At 71.5% G+C, this 14,292-nt stretch carries 11 protein-coding genes; 6 read left to right on the top strand and 5 right to left on the bottom strand.

What is annotated here, in order from left to right:
• Window positions 1–99: 99 nt before the first annotated feature.
• A complete protein-coding gene (locus FIU83_RS08495; protein ID WP_152485303.1) occupies window positions 100–780 on the bottom strand; it encodes an HAD-IA family hydrolase in 681 nt (226 codons plus the stop codon).
• Entirely contained in the window at window positions 780–1,505 is a 726-nt protein-coding gene (ubiG, locus tag FIU83_RS08490) for a bifunctional 2-polyprenyl-6-hydroxyphenol methylase/3-demethylubiquinol 3-O-methyltransferase UbiG (protein WP_152483651.1), read from the bottom strand. The genes FIU83_RS08495 and ubiG overlap by 1 nt, the downstream gene beginning before the upstream one ends.
• A gap of 138 nt (window positions 1,506–1,643) precedes the next feature.
• Between ubiG and galU the strand changes: the two genes are divergently transcribed.
• The gene (galU, locus tag FIU83_RS08485; RefSeq protein WP_152483650.1) at window positions 1,644–2,534 is read left to right on the top strand and encodes a UTP--glucose-1-phosphate uridylyltransferase GalU; all 891 of its coding nucleotides are present in this window, start codon (window positions 1,644–1,646) and stop codon (window positions 2,532–2,534) included.
• Window positions 2,535–2,538: 4 nt separating this feature from the next.
• On the top strand, window positions 2,539–3,828 hold the full coding sequence (locus FIU83_RS08480) for a nucleotide sugar dehydrogenase (RefSeq protein ID WP_152483649.1): 1,290 nt from the start codon (window positions 2,539–2,541) through the stop codon (window positions 3,826–3,828).
• 80 nt (window positions 3,829–3,908) lie between these two features.
• On the opposite strand, the gene FIU83_RS08475 is transcribed toward FIU83_RS08480, so the two are convergent.
• A complete protein-coding gene (locus tag FIU83_RS08475; RefSeq protein WP_152483648.1) occupies window positions 3,909–4,487 on the bottom strand; it encodes a superoxide dismutase in 579 nt (192 codons plus the stop codon).
• A 242-nt stretch (window positions 4,488–4,729) separates the two neighbouring features.
• On the opposite strand from FIU83_RS08475, the gene FIU83_RS08470 reads away from it, so the two are divergent.
• The 4 genes from FIU83_RS08470 to msrA all read left to right on the top strand — a co-directional run bounded on the left by FIU83_RS08470 (window position 4,730) and on the right by msrA (window position 12,251).
• On the top strand, window positions 4,730–5,575 hold the full coding sequence (locus FIU83_RS08470) for a hypothetical protein (RefSeq protein ID WP_152483647.1): 846 nt from the start codon (window positions 4,730–4,732) through the stop codon (window positions 5,573–5,575).
• A 23-nt stretch (window positions 5,576–5,598) separates the two neighbouring features.
• Window positions 5,599–7,455: an autotransporter assembly complex family protein gene (locus FIU83_RS08465; protein WP_152483646.1), complete on the top strand. Its 1,857-nt coding sequence runs from the start codon at window positions 5,599–5,601 to the stop codon at window positions 7,453–7,455.
• A gap of 108 nt (window positions 7,456–7,563) precedes the next feature.
• Complete coding sequence (locus FIU83_RS08460) at window positions 7,564–11,595, top strand: translocation/assembly module TamB domain-containing protein (RefSeq protein ID WP_152485302.1); 4,032 nt, start codon at window positions 7,564–7,566, stop codon at window positions 11,593–11,595.
• 41 nt (window positions 11,596–11,636) lie between these two features.
• A complete protein-coding gene (msrA, locus tag FIU83_RS08455; RefSeq protein WP_152483645.1) occupies window positions 11,637–12,251 on the top strand; it encodes a peptide-methionine (S)-S-oxide reductase MsrA in 615 nt (204 codons plus the stop codon).
• Here the strand turns inward: msrA and FIU83_RS08450 are convergent.
• On the bottom strand, window positions 12,232–13,266 hold the full coding sequence (locus FIU83_RS08450) for a hydrolase (RefSeq protein ID WP_152483644.1): 1,035 nt from the start codon (window positions 13,264–13,266) through the stop codon (window positions 12,232–12,234). The two genes, msrA and FIU83_RS08450, sit on opposite strands and share 20 nt — an antisense overlap.
• A gap of 85 nt (window positions 13,267–13,351) precedes the next feature.
• Window positions 13,352–14,278: a LysR family transcriptional regulator gene (locus tag FIU83_RS08445; RefSeq protein ID WP_152483643.1), complete on the bottom strand. Its 927-nt coding sequence runs from the start codon at window positions 14,276–14,278 to the stop codon at window positions 13,352–13,354.
• Window positions 14,279–14,292 lie beyond the last annotated feature (14 nt).

Below are 14,292 nucleotides of genomic sequence, written 5' to 3'. Positions count from 1 at the left end.
ACTCAAGGGCCGAACGACACGGCGAGGCCATGAGCAAGAAGCCCTCGTGCCGGCAAGGCGCGAGGGCTTCGTCGTATCGGGGCGGGAGCCCGTCAGGGCTCAGGCGGGGCACGCGCCCGCCTCCTCCAGCAGGGCCGCGGTCAGCGCCTCGGCGGTCTCGAACCAGAGATCGGCCGGCCAGCGCCGGTAGTCGTCCTCCGCCCCGATATAGCCATAGCCCACCGCCACGGCGGCCATGCCGGCCGCCCGGGCCGCCTGCATGTCGCGCAGGTGATCGCCGATGTACCAGCAGCGCCCGGGCATGGCCGCCAGGCGACGGGCCGCCTCGACAAGCGGGGCGGGGTCGGGTTTCTTGACCGGCAGGTCGTCGGCGCAGAGCAACACCCCGGGGGTCAGCCCCAGCGCCTCGACCAGGGGCTCGGCGTAGGCGCGGGGCTTGTTGGTGACGATGCCCCAGGGACCCTGGCGGGCCTCCCAGGCGTCCAGCAGGCGGTCCAGCGGGGGGAAGACGCGGCTCTCCTCGGCCACCGACTGGCCGTAGGCCTCGAGCAGGAAGGTGCGTGCCGCATCGTGGCCCGGGGCCTGCTTCTCGAGGCCCAGCGCCAGGGTCACCAGGGCGCTGCCGCCGTTGGAGACCTGGGCGCGAATCGGCGCATAGGGCAGGGCGGGCAGGCCGTGGTGCTCGCGCAGGGCGTTGGTCGCCCGGGCCAGGTCCGGTGCGGTGTCCACCAGGGTGCCGTCCAGGTCGAAGAGCAGGGCCTCGGGGCGCCGCGTGACCATCATGTCGTCTCCCGGCGACAGTGCATCAGGTAGTTGACCGAGACATCCCGCGTCGAGAGCGAAAATTGGCGGGTGATCGGGTGATACACCAGGCCGTTCTGTTCGCGCACGGCGAGGCCCGCCTCGCGACACCAGCCGGCCAGCTCCGAGGGCCGGATGAAGCGGCTATAGTCGTGGGTGCCGCGGGGCAGCAGGCGCATGACGTACTCGGCGCCGACCACCGCCAGCGCATAGGCCTTGGGCGTGCGGTTGAGGGTCGAGAAGAACACCTGCCCGCCGGGCTTCACCAGGGCCGCGCAGGCGCGCACCACCGAGGCGGGATCGGGCACGTGCTCGAGCATCTCCAGGCAGGTGACCACGTCGAACTCGCCGGGATGCGCCTCGGCCATCGCCTCGGCGCCGATGTGGCGATAGTCGACGTCGACATCCTGCTCCCGGGCATGCAGTCGGGCCACGGCCAGCGGCGCCTCGCCCAGGTCGATGCCGGTGACCTCGGCGCCACGCTGTGCCATGGCCTCGGCGAGGATGCCGCCGCCACAGCCGACGTCCAGCACGCGCCGCCCGGCGAGGCCCGAGCGCGCATCGATGAATTCCAGCCGCAGGGGGTTGATGTCGTGAAGTGGCTTGAACTCCCCGTGCGGATCCCACCAGCGGTCGGCCAGGGCCTCGAACTTGGCGATCTCCGCCTGGTCGACGTTGCCTGCTTGCGCGTGGCTTGCGCTCATCTGCTCTCTCCCTGATGTCGCCTACCCGACACGCTGTCAGGCCGGTCTGGGTTCGGTATCATGGCCATTGTACCCGCTCCCCGGAGGGCATTCCCACGCTTTCCGGCGAGCCACCTCCACCGTGACAGGGACCTCACCATGATCCACAAGGCCGTTCTTCCCGTTGCCGGCTTCGGCACGCGCTGTCTCCCGGCCTCTAAGGCCATCCCCAAGGAGATGATCACCATCGTCGACCGACCGGTGATCCAGTATGTCGTCCAGGAGGCCGTGGCCGCGGGGATCCGCGACATCGTGCTGGTGACCCACGGCACCAAGAGCGCCATCGAGAACCACTTCGACAAGCACTTCGAGCTCGAGGCGAGTCTCGAGGCCAAGGGCAAGACCGACCTGCTCGAGGAGCTGCGCTCCATCGTGCCGGCCGACGTCAACATCATCAGCGTGCGCCAGCCCGAACCGCTGGGCCTCGGCCACGCCGTGCTCTGTGCCCGCCCGGTGATCGGCGACGACGAGCCCTTCGCCGTGCTGCTGCCGGACGTGCTGGTCGATGATGCGGGCCTGGCGCGTAATGACCTGGCCGGCATGATCGCCTCCTTCGAGTCGACCGGCCACAGCCAGCTGATGGTGGAGGAGGTGCCCCACGCCATGGTCCACAAGTACGGCATCGTCGATACCGGCGGCGAGCTGCCGGGCCCGGGCGAGTCCCGCCCCATCGCCGGCGTGGTCGAGAAGCCGCCGGTGGACGAGGCGCCTTCGGATCTCGCCGTGATCGGCCGCTACGTGCTGCCCGGGCGCATCTTCCCGCTGCTCGCCGAGACGCCGCCGGGGGCCGGCAACGAGATCCAGCTCACCGATGCCATCGAGACCCTGCGCCGCGAGGAGGGCGTCGATGCCTTCCGCATGCAGGGCAAGACCTACGACTGCGGCCACCAGCTCGGCTACCTGGAGGCGATCCTCGCCTACGGCCGTCGCCACGCCCGCTACGGGCAGGGCTTCCGCGAGCTGCTCGCGCGCTACGCGGACGAGGAGTGAGGCGATGCGGGTACTGATCCATGGCAGCGAGCTGGCCGCGGCCACCGCCGCGGCCGCGCTCTCCTGGGTGGGCCACCGCGTGGCCTGGCTGCCCCACGCCTCGGCCGACTGGCCGGCCCTCGCCCAGAGCCGCTGGCTTCTGAGCGAGCCGGAACTGATGGGCCGGCTCGAGGAGGGACTGGCCCAGGGCAGCCTGCGGATACTGTCCCAGGACGACGATGCCCTCGGCGATGACCCCTTCGACGTGATGTGGCTCGCCGTCTCGCCCGACCAGCGCCTGGACGCCGCCGCCTGCGTGGAGACGCGCATGGCGAGCCTCTGCCCCGGGGCCGTGCTCATCAACAACTCCACCTTCCCGGTCGGCGAGACCGAGCAGCTGGAGGCGCGGCTGGACGGCTGCCGGGCGGTGGCGCTGGCCGACCTGCTCGAGGAGGGGCGGGCCTGGGAGACCTTCACCCGGCCCTCGCGCTGGCTGCTCGGCTGCGACGACGACCGCGCCGCACGCCTGGTGCGCGAACTGCTGCGCGCCTTCAACCGTCGCCGTGAGGTGATCCAGCGCATGCCGCGCCGCGCCGCGGAGCTCACCAAGCTCGCCATCAACGGCATGCTGGCGACCCGCATCAGCTACATGAACGAGATCGCCGGGCTCGCCGACAGCCTCGGCGTCGACGTGGAGCATGTGCGCCAGGGCATGGGCGCCGATTCGCGCATCGGCTACGAGTACCTCTATCCCGGCTGCGGCTTCGGCGGTCCCAACTTCTCCCGCGACCTGATGCGCCTGGCCCACGTGCAGTCGGCGAGCGGTCGCCACTCGGCGCTGCTCGACCAAGTGCTCGACATCAACGAGCACAAGAAGGAGACGCTGTTCCGCAAGCTCTGGTCCCACTTCCACGGCCGCCTGGGCGGACGCACGGTGGCGGTGTGGGGCGCGGCCTTCAAGCCCGGCACGGCGCGCATCGACCAGGCGCCGGTGCTGACGCTGCTGCGCGCCCTCTGGGCCCAGGGCGTGACGGTGCACCTCCACGACCCCGCGGCCATCCCCGCGGTGCTGGCCGAGGTCGGCGAGCATCCGCTGCTCCAGGTGTTCGACGCCGACCCGCTGGCGGCCTGCGAGGGCGCCGATGCACTGATGCTGGTCACCGAGTGGAAGGCCTACTGGAACCCCGACTGGCCGAGGCTCAGCGCGCTGCTGGGCGAGAAGCTGCTGCTCGATGGCCGCAACATCTACGACCCGGCCCATGTCGCCGACATGGGGCTGCACTACCGGGGCATCGGGCGCCGCGCCGATCCTTGAGTCGACTTTCTCATAAGCAGTAGAAACAAAACGGCCCCGCCAGATGGCGGGGCCGTTGTCGTTCGCGAGTCCGCAGGGGATCAGGCGAAGTTCTGGGCGACGAAGTCCCAGTTGAGCACGTTCCAGACGTTCTCGAGGTACTTCGGACGCGCGTTGCGGTAGTCGATGTAGTAGGCGTGCTCCCACACGTCGATGGTCAGCAGCGGGGTCTGGCCGTGGGCGATGGGGGTGTCGGCGTTGCTGGTGTTGACGATGTCGACGCCGCCGTCATCGGTCTTGATCAGCCAGGTCCAGCCGGAGCCGAAGTTGGCGGCCGCCTGGGCGTTGAAGGTCTCCTTGAACTTCTCGAAGGAGCCGAACTTGGCGTTGATGGCCTCGGCCAGCGCGCCAGTCGGCTCGCCGCCGCCGTTGGGGGAGAGGCAGTGCCAGTAGAAAGTGTGGTTCCAGACCTGCGCCGCCTGGTTGAACAGGCCGCCGGAGGAGGACTGGATGATCTCTTCCAGGGACTTGTCCGCCTCGGCGGTACCTTCGGTCAGCTCGTTGAGCTTGTTCACGTAGGTCTGGTGGTGCTTGCCGTAGTGATACTCGAGGGTCTCGGCCGAGATGTGCGGTTCCAGGGCGTTCTTGTCGTACGGCAGTGCGGGCAGTTCAAATGCCATCGAGTCTCTCCTTGTCGTCAGCGGTGTCGTTACCACACCCCATGGTGGGGATCGGGGCGTCGGGATTCAAGGCGTCCCGTTCGGGTTGACCGGAAGCCGTGCGTTCCGATCACAAAAAACCTTACACTATCAGGACGATGTGTCGGTGCTGCCGCGGCATCATAGCACTCGGCCCGGGGGTCGCCAATTGCGCGCCACCGCGCCGGCGGCCCGGCCAATCCCCCGAGAGTAAGGAGTTCGTCATGGCAGAGCACCCGGATGACCACCGGCCCCACCGACCGATCGTGCCGGACCCGGATGCCAGCCTCTCGGCGCCGCGCCCCCGTCATCCCGCCCCCCCGCGGGTCTGGCCGCTGTGGGGGCTCATCCTGCTGCTGGTGGCTGCCGGCGGGGCGCTGGCCTGGGCCGGCTGGCAGGAGCGGACCCGCCTGCAGGCCGAACTCTCCCGGGTCAGCGGCGAGCTCTCCAACGTCCACGCGCGCTTCGATGCCGAGGAGGGCAGGGGAGAGGCCCTCGAGGCCCTGCGGTCGCGACTCGACGAGCTTTCCAACCTCGAGGCCGAGGTCGACGCGGTGCTCGACCGCCGCCTGGCGGCCTTCCGGAGTGAACTCGACGCCCAGCGCGCCGACGACCTCGAGGCCGCCCGGGCTCAGGGGCTCGCCCCCCTCGAGGAGCGCCTGGCACAACAGCAGGAGCGCCTCGCGTCGCTCATGGAGGAGGCCGAGACCCGGGACGCCACCCTGGCGGCGACCCGCAGGTCCCTGGACGCCCTGGAGCGGGCCGGCCGGGAGGGACGTGCGGCCCTAGGCGAGCGGCTGGCGACCCTCGAAGAGGCCCGCGAGCGGCTGGCCGAGCGCCGCGGGGCGTTGACCGAGGGAATGGCGACGCTCCGGGAACGCCTGGAGCGCCTGGAGGATCGGCTGACGACGCTCGATGGCCAGGTTGAAGCCGCGGCGGGAGCACGCGATGATATCCGCCAACGAATGGAAGCGCTGGACGGCGGCCTGACCGAGATGGGGTCCGGGCTGCGCGAGCTGCGCCAGACCCAGCTCGCCCTGAGCGCCCAGCTCGAGGCCCTTCGCCAGTGACCCCCCGACAGGGACCGATACCCATGGAGCATCGCGTATTGAGGCGCCTCGCGGCCGCCACGCTGAGTCTCGGCCTGGCGCCCGGCGTCCAGGCCCTCGACGCGACGATCGAGGGCGTCGATGACGAACTGGCCGAGAACGTGCGCCTCTACCTCGACGAGCTCGAGGCCGACCAGTACAGCCCCGAACGCCTCAAGAGCGAGGTGCTGCGACGCAGCAGCGAGGCCCTGCGGGTCTTCGGCTACTACTCGCCCAGCATCCGCACGCGCTTCGACGACCCCGAGGCGCCGGAGGAGGTGACCCTCGTCATCGATCCCGGCGAGCCGGTGCGAATCGAGCGCCTCGCCTTCGAGCTGGCCGGCGGTGCCGCCGACGACGAACCCTTCCAGGACGCCATCGACGCCTATCCCCAGGAAGAAGGGGATGTGCTGCTCCATGCGCCCTTCGATGCGCTGCGCAGCCGGCTCTCCGGCCTGGCCCTCGAGCGCGGCTACTTCGACTGGCGCTTCACCGAACGACGCATGGAGATCCGCCCCTGGGCCAACAGCGCCCGGCTGTCGCTGGCCCTGGACAGCGGCCCGCGCTATCGCTTCGGCCCGGTGCGCTTCCAGGGCCAGCATATCGAGACCGAACGCCTGCAGGCCCTGGTGCCCTTCCACGAGGGCAAGCCCTATCTCGCCAGCGATATCGCCACCTTCAACCAGCGCCTCGGCCAGACCGAGTGGTTCGGCTCGGTCAGCGTGCGTCCGCTGCTGGATGCCGGCATCGGCCAACTGGCACTGCCGCCGGTGCCCATCGGCTTTCTCAACGCCCTCGACGTGGAGGGCCTGCCAGAGGCGCCGCCGCCCGAGCCCCGCCTGAGCGCGGAGGCGCTCGCCGCGGCCGAGTCGCTCCAGGCACCGCCGGTGCCCGAGGTGCCCATCGAGGTCAATGTCACGCCGGCCGACCGTCACCAGTTCGAGGTCGGTATCGGCTTTGCCACCGACGTCGGCCCCCGGATGCGCTTCTCCTGGGACCAGCCCTGGGTCAACCGCTACGGCCACAGCCTCGAGCACGACCTCTACCTCTCCGGGCCCGCCCAGGAGTTCAGCGGCGTCTACGACATGCCGCTCGACGATCCGAGGCGCGACAGCTATCGCCTGCAGTACGGCCTGCGCAACGAGGACAACGAGGACACCGAAACCCTCGAGGCCAGCGTGGAATTCGGCCGCCGCTGGCAGTTCGATAACGCCTGGGAGCAGATCGTCTACCTGCGCGCCACCTACGAGGACTTCACCCAGGCCGATCTCGACAACCAGGTGCTGCTGCTCTATCCCGGCGTGCGCTGGACCCGCACTCGCTCGCGCAATCCGACCTTTCCGCGCTGGGGAGATCGCCAGCAGATCTCGGTGCAGTACTCCAGCGAGGCCTGGGGCTCCGACGCCGAGTTCCTGCGCCTGAACGCCGATTCCCAGTGGATACGCAGCCTCGGCGACGACTATCGCTTCGTGGGTCGCGTCGGCGCGGGCAGCATCGTCACCGACGACTTCGAGAACATCCCGCCGTCGCTGCGCTTCTTCACCGGCGGCGACACCAGCGTGCGCGGCTACGGCTACGAGACCCTGTCGCCGGAGAACAGCGACGGCGAGCTGGTCGGCGGCGAGCAGCGCCTGGTCGGCAGCGTCGAGGCCCAGCGCCGGATCACCGGCCCCTGGTGGCTGGCCAGCTTCGTCGACGCCGGCGACGCCTTCACCGACTGGTGGCCCGAGCAGCTGAACACCAGCGCCGGCCTCGGCGTGCGCTGGATCTCGCCGGTGGGGCCGATCCGCTTCGATGTCGCCCACCCGTTCGACAGCGACGACGCCTATCGCATCCACTTCGCCATCGGCCCGGAGTTCTAGCGTGAGTGCTAGCGTGCGCCGGGCGCCGATCATCGTCACCGTTCACCCCCGTCGTCCGTGGCTCACCATGCCCCGGACGACGCCGTCGCGAGAGTCGTCATCGTGAGAATGCGCCGCCTTAGCTGGGCCCTGCTCCGGCTGTTGATCCTGCTGCCGCTGTGGCTGATCGGCCTGGTCATGCTGCTGCTGGGCCTGGCCCTGTCGCCCTGGGGCACCAGCGCCCTGTTCACCCAGGCCGAGCGGCTCGGCCTGCTCGAGGTCGAGCGCGTCGAGGGCGCACCTCTGGACACCCTCAGGATCGAGGGGCTGCGCCTGACGGCCGGCCCGGCCAGCGTCGCGGTGTCCGACGTCGAGCTCGCCTGGGCCGACAACTGCCTGCTCCAGGGGCGGCTGTGCATCGACCGCCTGGCCGTGGAGGGCGCCCGCATCCGCCTCGGCGCGAGCGACGCCGCCGAGGAGCCGGTGGCGGAAGAGGGCGACGGCGGCCCGCCCGAGCCGATCCAGCTGCCGCTGCCGGTGGCGCTGCGCGAGCTGCTGCTGGATGACGTCGAGGTGCGTCTCGCCGACGGCACCCGCCTTGGCTGGCGGCACTTCGAGAGCGGCGCCGAGGCCGAAGGCAACGCCCTGACCCTGTCGCCGACGCGGCTGGTCGGGCTGCGGCTGACGCCCTCGATCTCGCCGGGCAACCGGCTCGCCCTGAGCGAGGCGGAAAGCCGCGACGATGTGCTCACGGCGGCGGCGATCGACGCCGCCGTGGCGGTGCGCTCGCCGCTGCCGGCCAGCGTCGCCCCGGCCGCCGCAGGCGTGAGCGATTCGCCGCCGTCGACGGACTCTCCGGTCGAGGAGCGCCTCCGGCTGCCGGACGTCACCCTGCCGCTGGCGGTGGAGGTGCCGAGTCTGACCGTGGAAGACGCGGCCTTCGAGGGGGCGCAGGCCTACGTCATCGACAGGCTCGACCTCAGCGTCACCGCCCGCGACCAGCGCATCGCCGTGCACCCGCTCGCCGCCGCCTCCCGGGAGGCCTATGCCACCCTCCAGGCCGAGGTCACCCTGCGCGATGACTATCCCCTCGACGTGCAGCTGGGCGCCGACTTCTACCTGCCCGAACGCCTGCCGGCCCTGGCCGGCCAGCGGCTCGAGCTGGCCCTGACCGGCGATCTCGGCGACCTGGACGTGGCGCTTACCGCCAGCGGCCCCATGGAAGCCAGCCTGACGGCCCGCCTCGACGCCCTGGACCCGACAATGCCGTTCTCCGCCCGCCTGACCAGCCCCGAGCTGCAGTGGCCGCTGCCCGGCGCCGTGGCGGCGCCCGAGGACTCGGATAACGGCGCGGACGAGGGCGCGAGCGAGACGGCGCAAGACAGTCCGGCCGAGCCGTGGCGGGTCGAGAACCTCGATCTCGATGCCCAGGGCACGCTCGACGACTATCGGGTCAGCCTGGGACTCGCCGCCCAGGGCCCGTCGCTGCCGCGCACAGACATCGCGCTGAACGGGCGGGGCAACCTGCAGCGCTTCGACTGGGCGCCGCTGCGCCTGACGCCGCCGGAGGGCACGCTGACCAGCGAGGGACGGATCGACTGGTCCGAGGCGCTCTCGGTGTCGGCGCGGCTCGACGTCGACGGCTTCGACCCCGAGCCCTTCGTCGAGGGACTGGCCGGCCGTCTCGACGGTCGCCTGCAGGTGGCCTTCTCCCAGAGCGCCGATGGCTGGCGGCTCGGCGTGCCGACGCTTGCCGTGGACGGCGAACTCGCCGAGCAGCCGTTCTCGCTCTCGGGGCAGCTGTCCGGCGATCACGACATGAACTGGGACATCGCCTCGCTGAGCCTGCGCCAGGGCGACAATCGCCTGGATGCCTCGGGCCGGGTCGCGCCGAGCGAGCTGGACCTGGACGCCCGCATCGACATGCCGCGACTGGACACCCTCCATCCCGAGCTCGACGGAGCGCTCGACGGCGACATCGAGGCCCGCGGCAGCGTCGAGCGGCCGCAGCTGTCGCTGGCCCTGAGCGGCGATCGGCTGGCCTTCGGCGACAACCGCCTCGCCCGGCTGCGCCTGGACGGCGAGGTGGCCGGCCTCGACGACCCGAGCCTCGACCTGAGCCTGGCCGCCGACGACGTCGCCGCCGGCGGCCAGGCCTTCCCGTCTATCGCGCTGGGCCTCGACGGCCGGCTCTCCGAGCATCGCCTGACCCTCGACGTGGAAGGCGACCCGGACGGGCCGCTGTCGGCGCTGAACCTGGCCCTCGAGGGCGCGCTGGACGAGGCCCGCGAGCACTATCGCGGGCGGCTGACGCCGCTGGACGCCGAGACCGCCTACGGCAGCCTCGGCCTCGACCAGGCGCTGGCCTTCGATGCCGACCTGACCGCCAGCGCCGTGGAGGTCCAGCCGTTTTGCCTGACCCGCGCCGAGGGCGGCGGGCTGTGCCTGACGGCACCGCTGTCGGCGTCGCCGGACAGCGGACGCGCCGAGCTCGCGATCCGCGAGCTGCCGATGGACCTGATCAACGACGCCATGCCGCCGGGATGGGCCATCGACGGCGCCACCGAGGGCGGCCTGGTGGCCGAATGGTCGAACGGCGGCGCCCGCTGGCAGGCCAGCGCCAATCTCGACAGCCAGGCCGAGATCAACGGCCAGGACGCCTATGGCCAGCCGTGGTCGGTGCCCGGTACCGGGCTCTCGCTCGCCCTCGACGCCGATCAGGAGCGTGCCGACGTCGACCTGGGGCTGACCTTCGGCGAACAGGGCGCGATGCGCCTCGACCTGGGCATCATCGAGCCCATGGGTGCCGGCCGCCTGGACGGGCGCTTCGAGATCGACAACGTGCGACTGGCGCCGTACCGGCCGTTGATCGCCGACATGGAGACCCTGGAAGGCGCGCTTGACGCCGGTATCGACATCACCGGCGACCGCGAGCAACCGCGGCTGGACGGCCGCCTCGCGCTGGCCGGCCTGCGCGCCGAGGGCCTCGGGCTGCCGCTGTCGGTGGCCGACGGCGAGCTTGAGGTCGATCTGTCCGGCGACCGCGCCGACATCGACGGCTACCTGGAGGGCGAGGAAGGCCGGATGAACATCACCGGCGATGCCCGCTGGCCCTCGTCGGCTGCGTGGCAGGCGGCCCTCGACCTGGAAGGGCGCGACGCGCCGCTGCTGGCCGCGCTGCCGGGGTTCGGTCGACTGCACATCGCCCCGGACCTGTCGATCCGCGCCAATCCGGACCGGCTGCAGGTGCGCGGCGAGGTCGGCATTCCCTGGGCCCGGCTCGAGGTCGGCAAGGTCCCTGCCTCGGCGGTCTCGCCGAGCCCCGACGAGGTCATCGTCACCCGCGAGGAGGCCGAGGCCGCCGACCGCCAGGCCGCCAGCGACGAGCCGGGCGCGGGCACCGCCGAGGCCATGCAGCAGGCCGGCATGGCGCTGGACGTCCAGGTGGACCTGGTGCTGGGACCGGACATGCGGCTCGAGGCCTACGGGCTCGAGACCGACCTGCGCGGCGACCTGCAGGTGCGCCAGTCCGACGGCCCGGTGCAGCTGTTCGGCAACGTCAACCTGGAGGACGGGCGCTTCCGGGCCTTCGGCCAGGACCTGATCATCCGCGAGGGCATCCTCTACTTCAGCGGCCCGCCGGGCCAGCCGCTGCTCGACTTCGAGGCGGTGCGCAACCCGGACAATACCCAGGACGACGTGGTGGCGGGGCTGCGCGTCACCGGGCCCGCGGCCAATCCCAGCCTGGAGATCTTCTCCGAGCCGGCCATGGACGAGTCCCGGGCGCTGTCCTACGTGCTGCGCGGCCGTGCGCCGGACGACAGCAGCGGCGGCAGCGCCCTGACCTCGGCGCTGATCGGCGTCACCCTGGGTCAGGCCGGCGGCGCCGTGGGTGCGATCGGCGAGGCCTTCGGCGTCGACGACCTGAGCCTCGACACCGCCGGCAGCGGCGACGACAGCCAGGTGGTCGTGACCGGGAACCTGACCGACCGGCTGAGCGTCGGTTATGGGGTCGGGGTCTTCTCGCCGATCGCCGAGCTGACGCTGCGCTACAAGCTGTGGCGAGACCTCTACGTGGAGGCCGTCTCCGGCGCCAACCAGGCGGTCGACCTGATCTACACCTTCAGCCTGCCGGGCGATCCTCCGGCGCTGACACGATGAGCCACAAGCGACACGAGAAAGACGAACCAAGGAGCCACACCATGACCACTTCGCCGCTGTACGCCCCCGAGGGCCGCGACACGCCGCTGCCGATCAGCGGCACCCACCTGGTCAATGGCCACGCCATGCACCCGCCCTGGCCCGAAGGCCTGGAGGAGATCGTGCTGGGCCTTGGCTGCTTCTGGGGCGCCGAGCGCCTGTTCTGGGAGCTGCCCGGGGTGCACGTCACCGCCGTGGGCTACGCCGGTGGCGTGACCCCGAACCCCACCTACGAGGAGACCTGCAGCGGGCGCACGGGTCATGCCGAGGTGGTGCGGGTGGTCTTCGACCCGCGGGTGGTCGACCTGGAGACCCTGCTGCGGGTGTTCTGGGAGGCCCACGATCCCACCCAGGGCAACCGCCAGGGCAACGACATCGGGCCCCAGTACCGCTCGATCATCCTGACCAGCGACGACGCGCAGCGGGAGGTCGCCGAGCAGAGCCGCGCGGCCTACGGCGAAGCTCTCGCGCGCGCGGGCCAGGGCCCCGTGACCACCGAGATCGAACCCCTCGAGGTCTTCTACTACGCCGAGGAGTACCATCAGCAGTACCTGGCGAAGCACCCCAACGGCTACTGCGGGCTGAAGGGGACCGGGGTCAGCTGCCCGATCGGCTGATCGCCTCGGCCCGGCACGCGTCGCGCCGGGGGACGGCCCACGCCCGGAGCTCTCGGGCGACGCGGCGAGCCAGCCAGGAGGCGGGGCGGCCGTGGCGCCACTCGACGAACCCGACATGGCCGCCGTGACGGGAGAGCTCCAGTCGCACCGCGGGTGAAGGAGCAGGGAAGCGTTCGAAGAGCGCCGGCGGCATGAAGGGGTCGTCGTCGGCGTGCAGCACCAGGGTAGGGAGCGTCACCTCGGTGAGCCGCGGGCCAGCGGAGGCGCGCCGGTAGTAGTCGGCGGCGCCGTCGAAGCCGTGCAGCGGGGCGGTCACGGCATCGTCGTAGGCGCGCAGGCTGGTGAGCCCCGCGAGTTCCCGGGGCCCGAGCGCCAGCGGCAGCGACTCCCGCGCCAGGCGTGCGGCCATCTTGCGCTTGAGCGAGGCGAGCAGGTGGCGCTCGTAGAGCCGGGCGAAGCCCCGGCTCAGGGTGTCGGCGCAGGCGGCGAGGTCCAGCGGCGCGCTGATGACGATGGCGCCCGCCAGGTCGAGGTGCTGGCCGCCGCGTTCCGCCACCAGCTTGGCCAGCATGTTGCCGCCCAGGGAGACGCCGACCGCGACCTTGAGGGCCCCGGGATAGCGCTCTGCCAGCCGGTCGATGAGGAAGGCCGCATCGGCGGTGTCGCCGCTGTGGTAGGCGCGCGGTAGGCTGTTGGGGGAAGCGCCGCAGCCGCGAAAGTGCATCAGCACGGCGCGCCAGCCCAGCCTGGCCGCGACGCTCAGGAGCGTGCGGGCATAGGGAGAGTCGAGCGAGCCCTCTAGCCCGTGGAAGAGCACCATGACGGGGGCGTCGGCCTCGACGGGGGCCGGCCGGGCCCAGGCCAGCTCGACGAAGTCGCCGTCGGGAAGTTCGAGCACTTCGCGGTCCACCTTGAGGGCGACGCGGGGCAGGGCCCGCGGCAGCAGGGTCTGGACGTGGCGATTGCCGAGCCCCGGGGGCGGACGGAAGCCGGCGGTGGGCGAGGGGGCGTCCATGCGAGACTCCTGGTCAGGACAAGCAGAGGGGCCGGGGCAGCCGCCAGGGGCGCCCGGCCAAAAGGGGGCTCATGAGTCAGACCGCTCAGCGCGCACGGCGCGACTCGCCGTGGGTCGCCAGCGACTCCCAGAGCGCCTCGATGGCCGGCTGGCCGACCTCCTGCCGGCGATAGAGACGGATCTCCAGCGGCACGTCCCAGCGGGCATCTCCGGCGCGCACCAGGGTGCCCGCCTCCAGCGTCTCCCGCACGACGCGCTCCGGCAGCCAGCCGAGCCCATAGCCCAGGCCGACCAGTTCACGGATGTTGCCGCTCTGGATGCTCTCGTGAAGCACCCGGAAGTCCGGCGCACCGGGGATGCCCTCGAGATGGCGGCGCAGCGCCATGTCCGTCAGCCCGCGGGGGTGGTAGGCGATCAGCGGCAGGCTGGCCCGCGGCCCCGTCTCCAGGACGAAGCGGGGACGCCCGTCGGGGTCGGGCAGCGACACCGGCACCAACCGCTCGGTAGCGAGGCAGCGGTGCTCGAGGCCGTCGGTCTCGGGCATCTGGGGACCCTCGACCCGCGGCCAGTAGGTGAGCACCAGGTCGCACTCGTCCCGGGCGAGCGCCTCGAAGAAGTCGCTGGCCAGCCAGCCGGTGGCCCGCAGGTAGGGCGTCAGCGGCGGCGGGGTGGTGAAGCGGGCGAGCCAGGCCGGCAGGAAGTGCGCCAGCAGGCTCTGGGGCGCGGCCAGGCGCAGCTGGCTGGCCTGCTCCTCGGCCAGTTGCGACAGCCGCTGCCGGGTCGCGGCGACCCGGCGCGTCACCTCCAGGCTCAGCGCCAGGAACTCCTCACCGGCCGGCGTCAGCGTCAGCGGCAGGGTCTGGCGGTTGACCAGGGTGGTGCCCATGCCCTCCTCGAGCAGCTTAATGCGTCGCGAGAAGGTCGGCTGGGTGACGTTCTGCTCCTCCGCCGCCCGTGAGAAGTGCTGGGTCCGGGCCAGGACGATGAAGTCTTCCAGCCAACGCAGTTCCATGTCGATCCTCGAGC

The sequence above is a fragment of the Halomonas sp. THAF5a genome (assembly GCF_009363755.1).
Lineage (GTDB): Bacteria > Pseudomonadota > Gammaproteobacteria > Pseudomonadales > Halomonadaceae > Halomonas.
The sequence above is the reverse complement of the archived record's forward strand: the minus strand, read 5'-3'. Positions and strand labels throughout refer to the sequence as shown.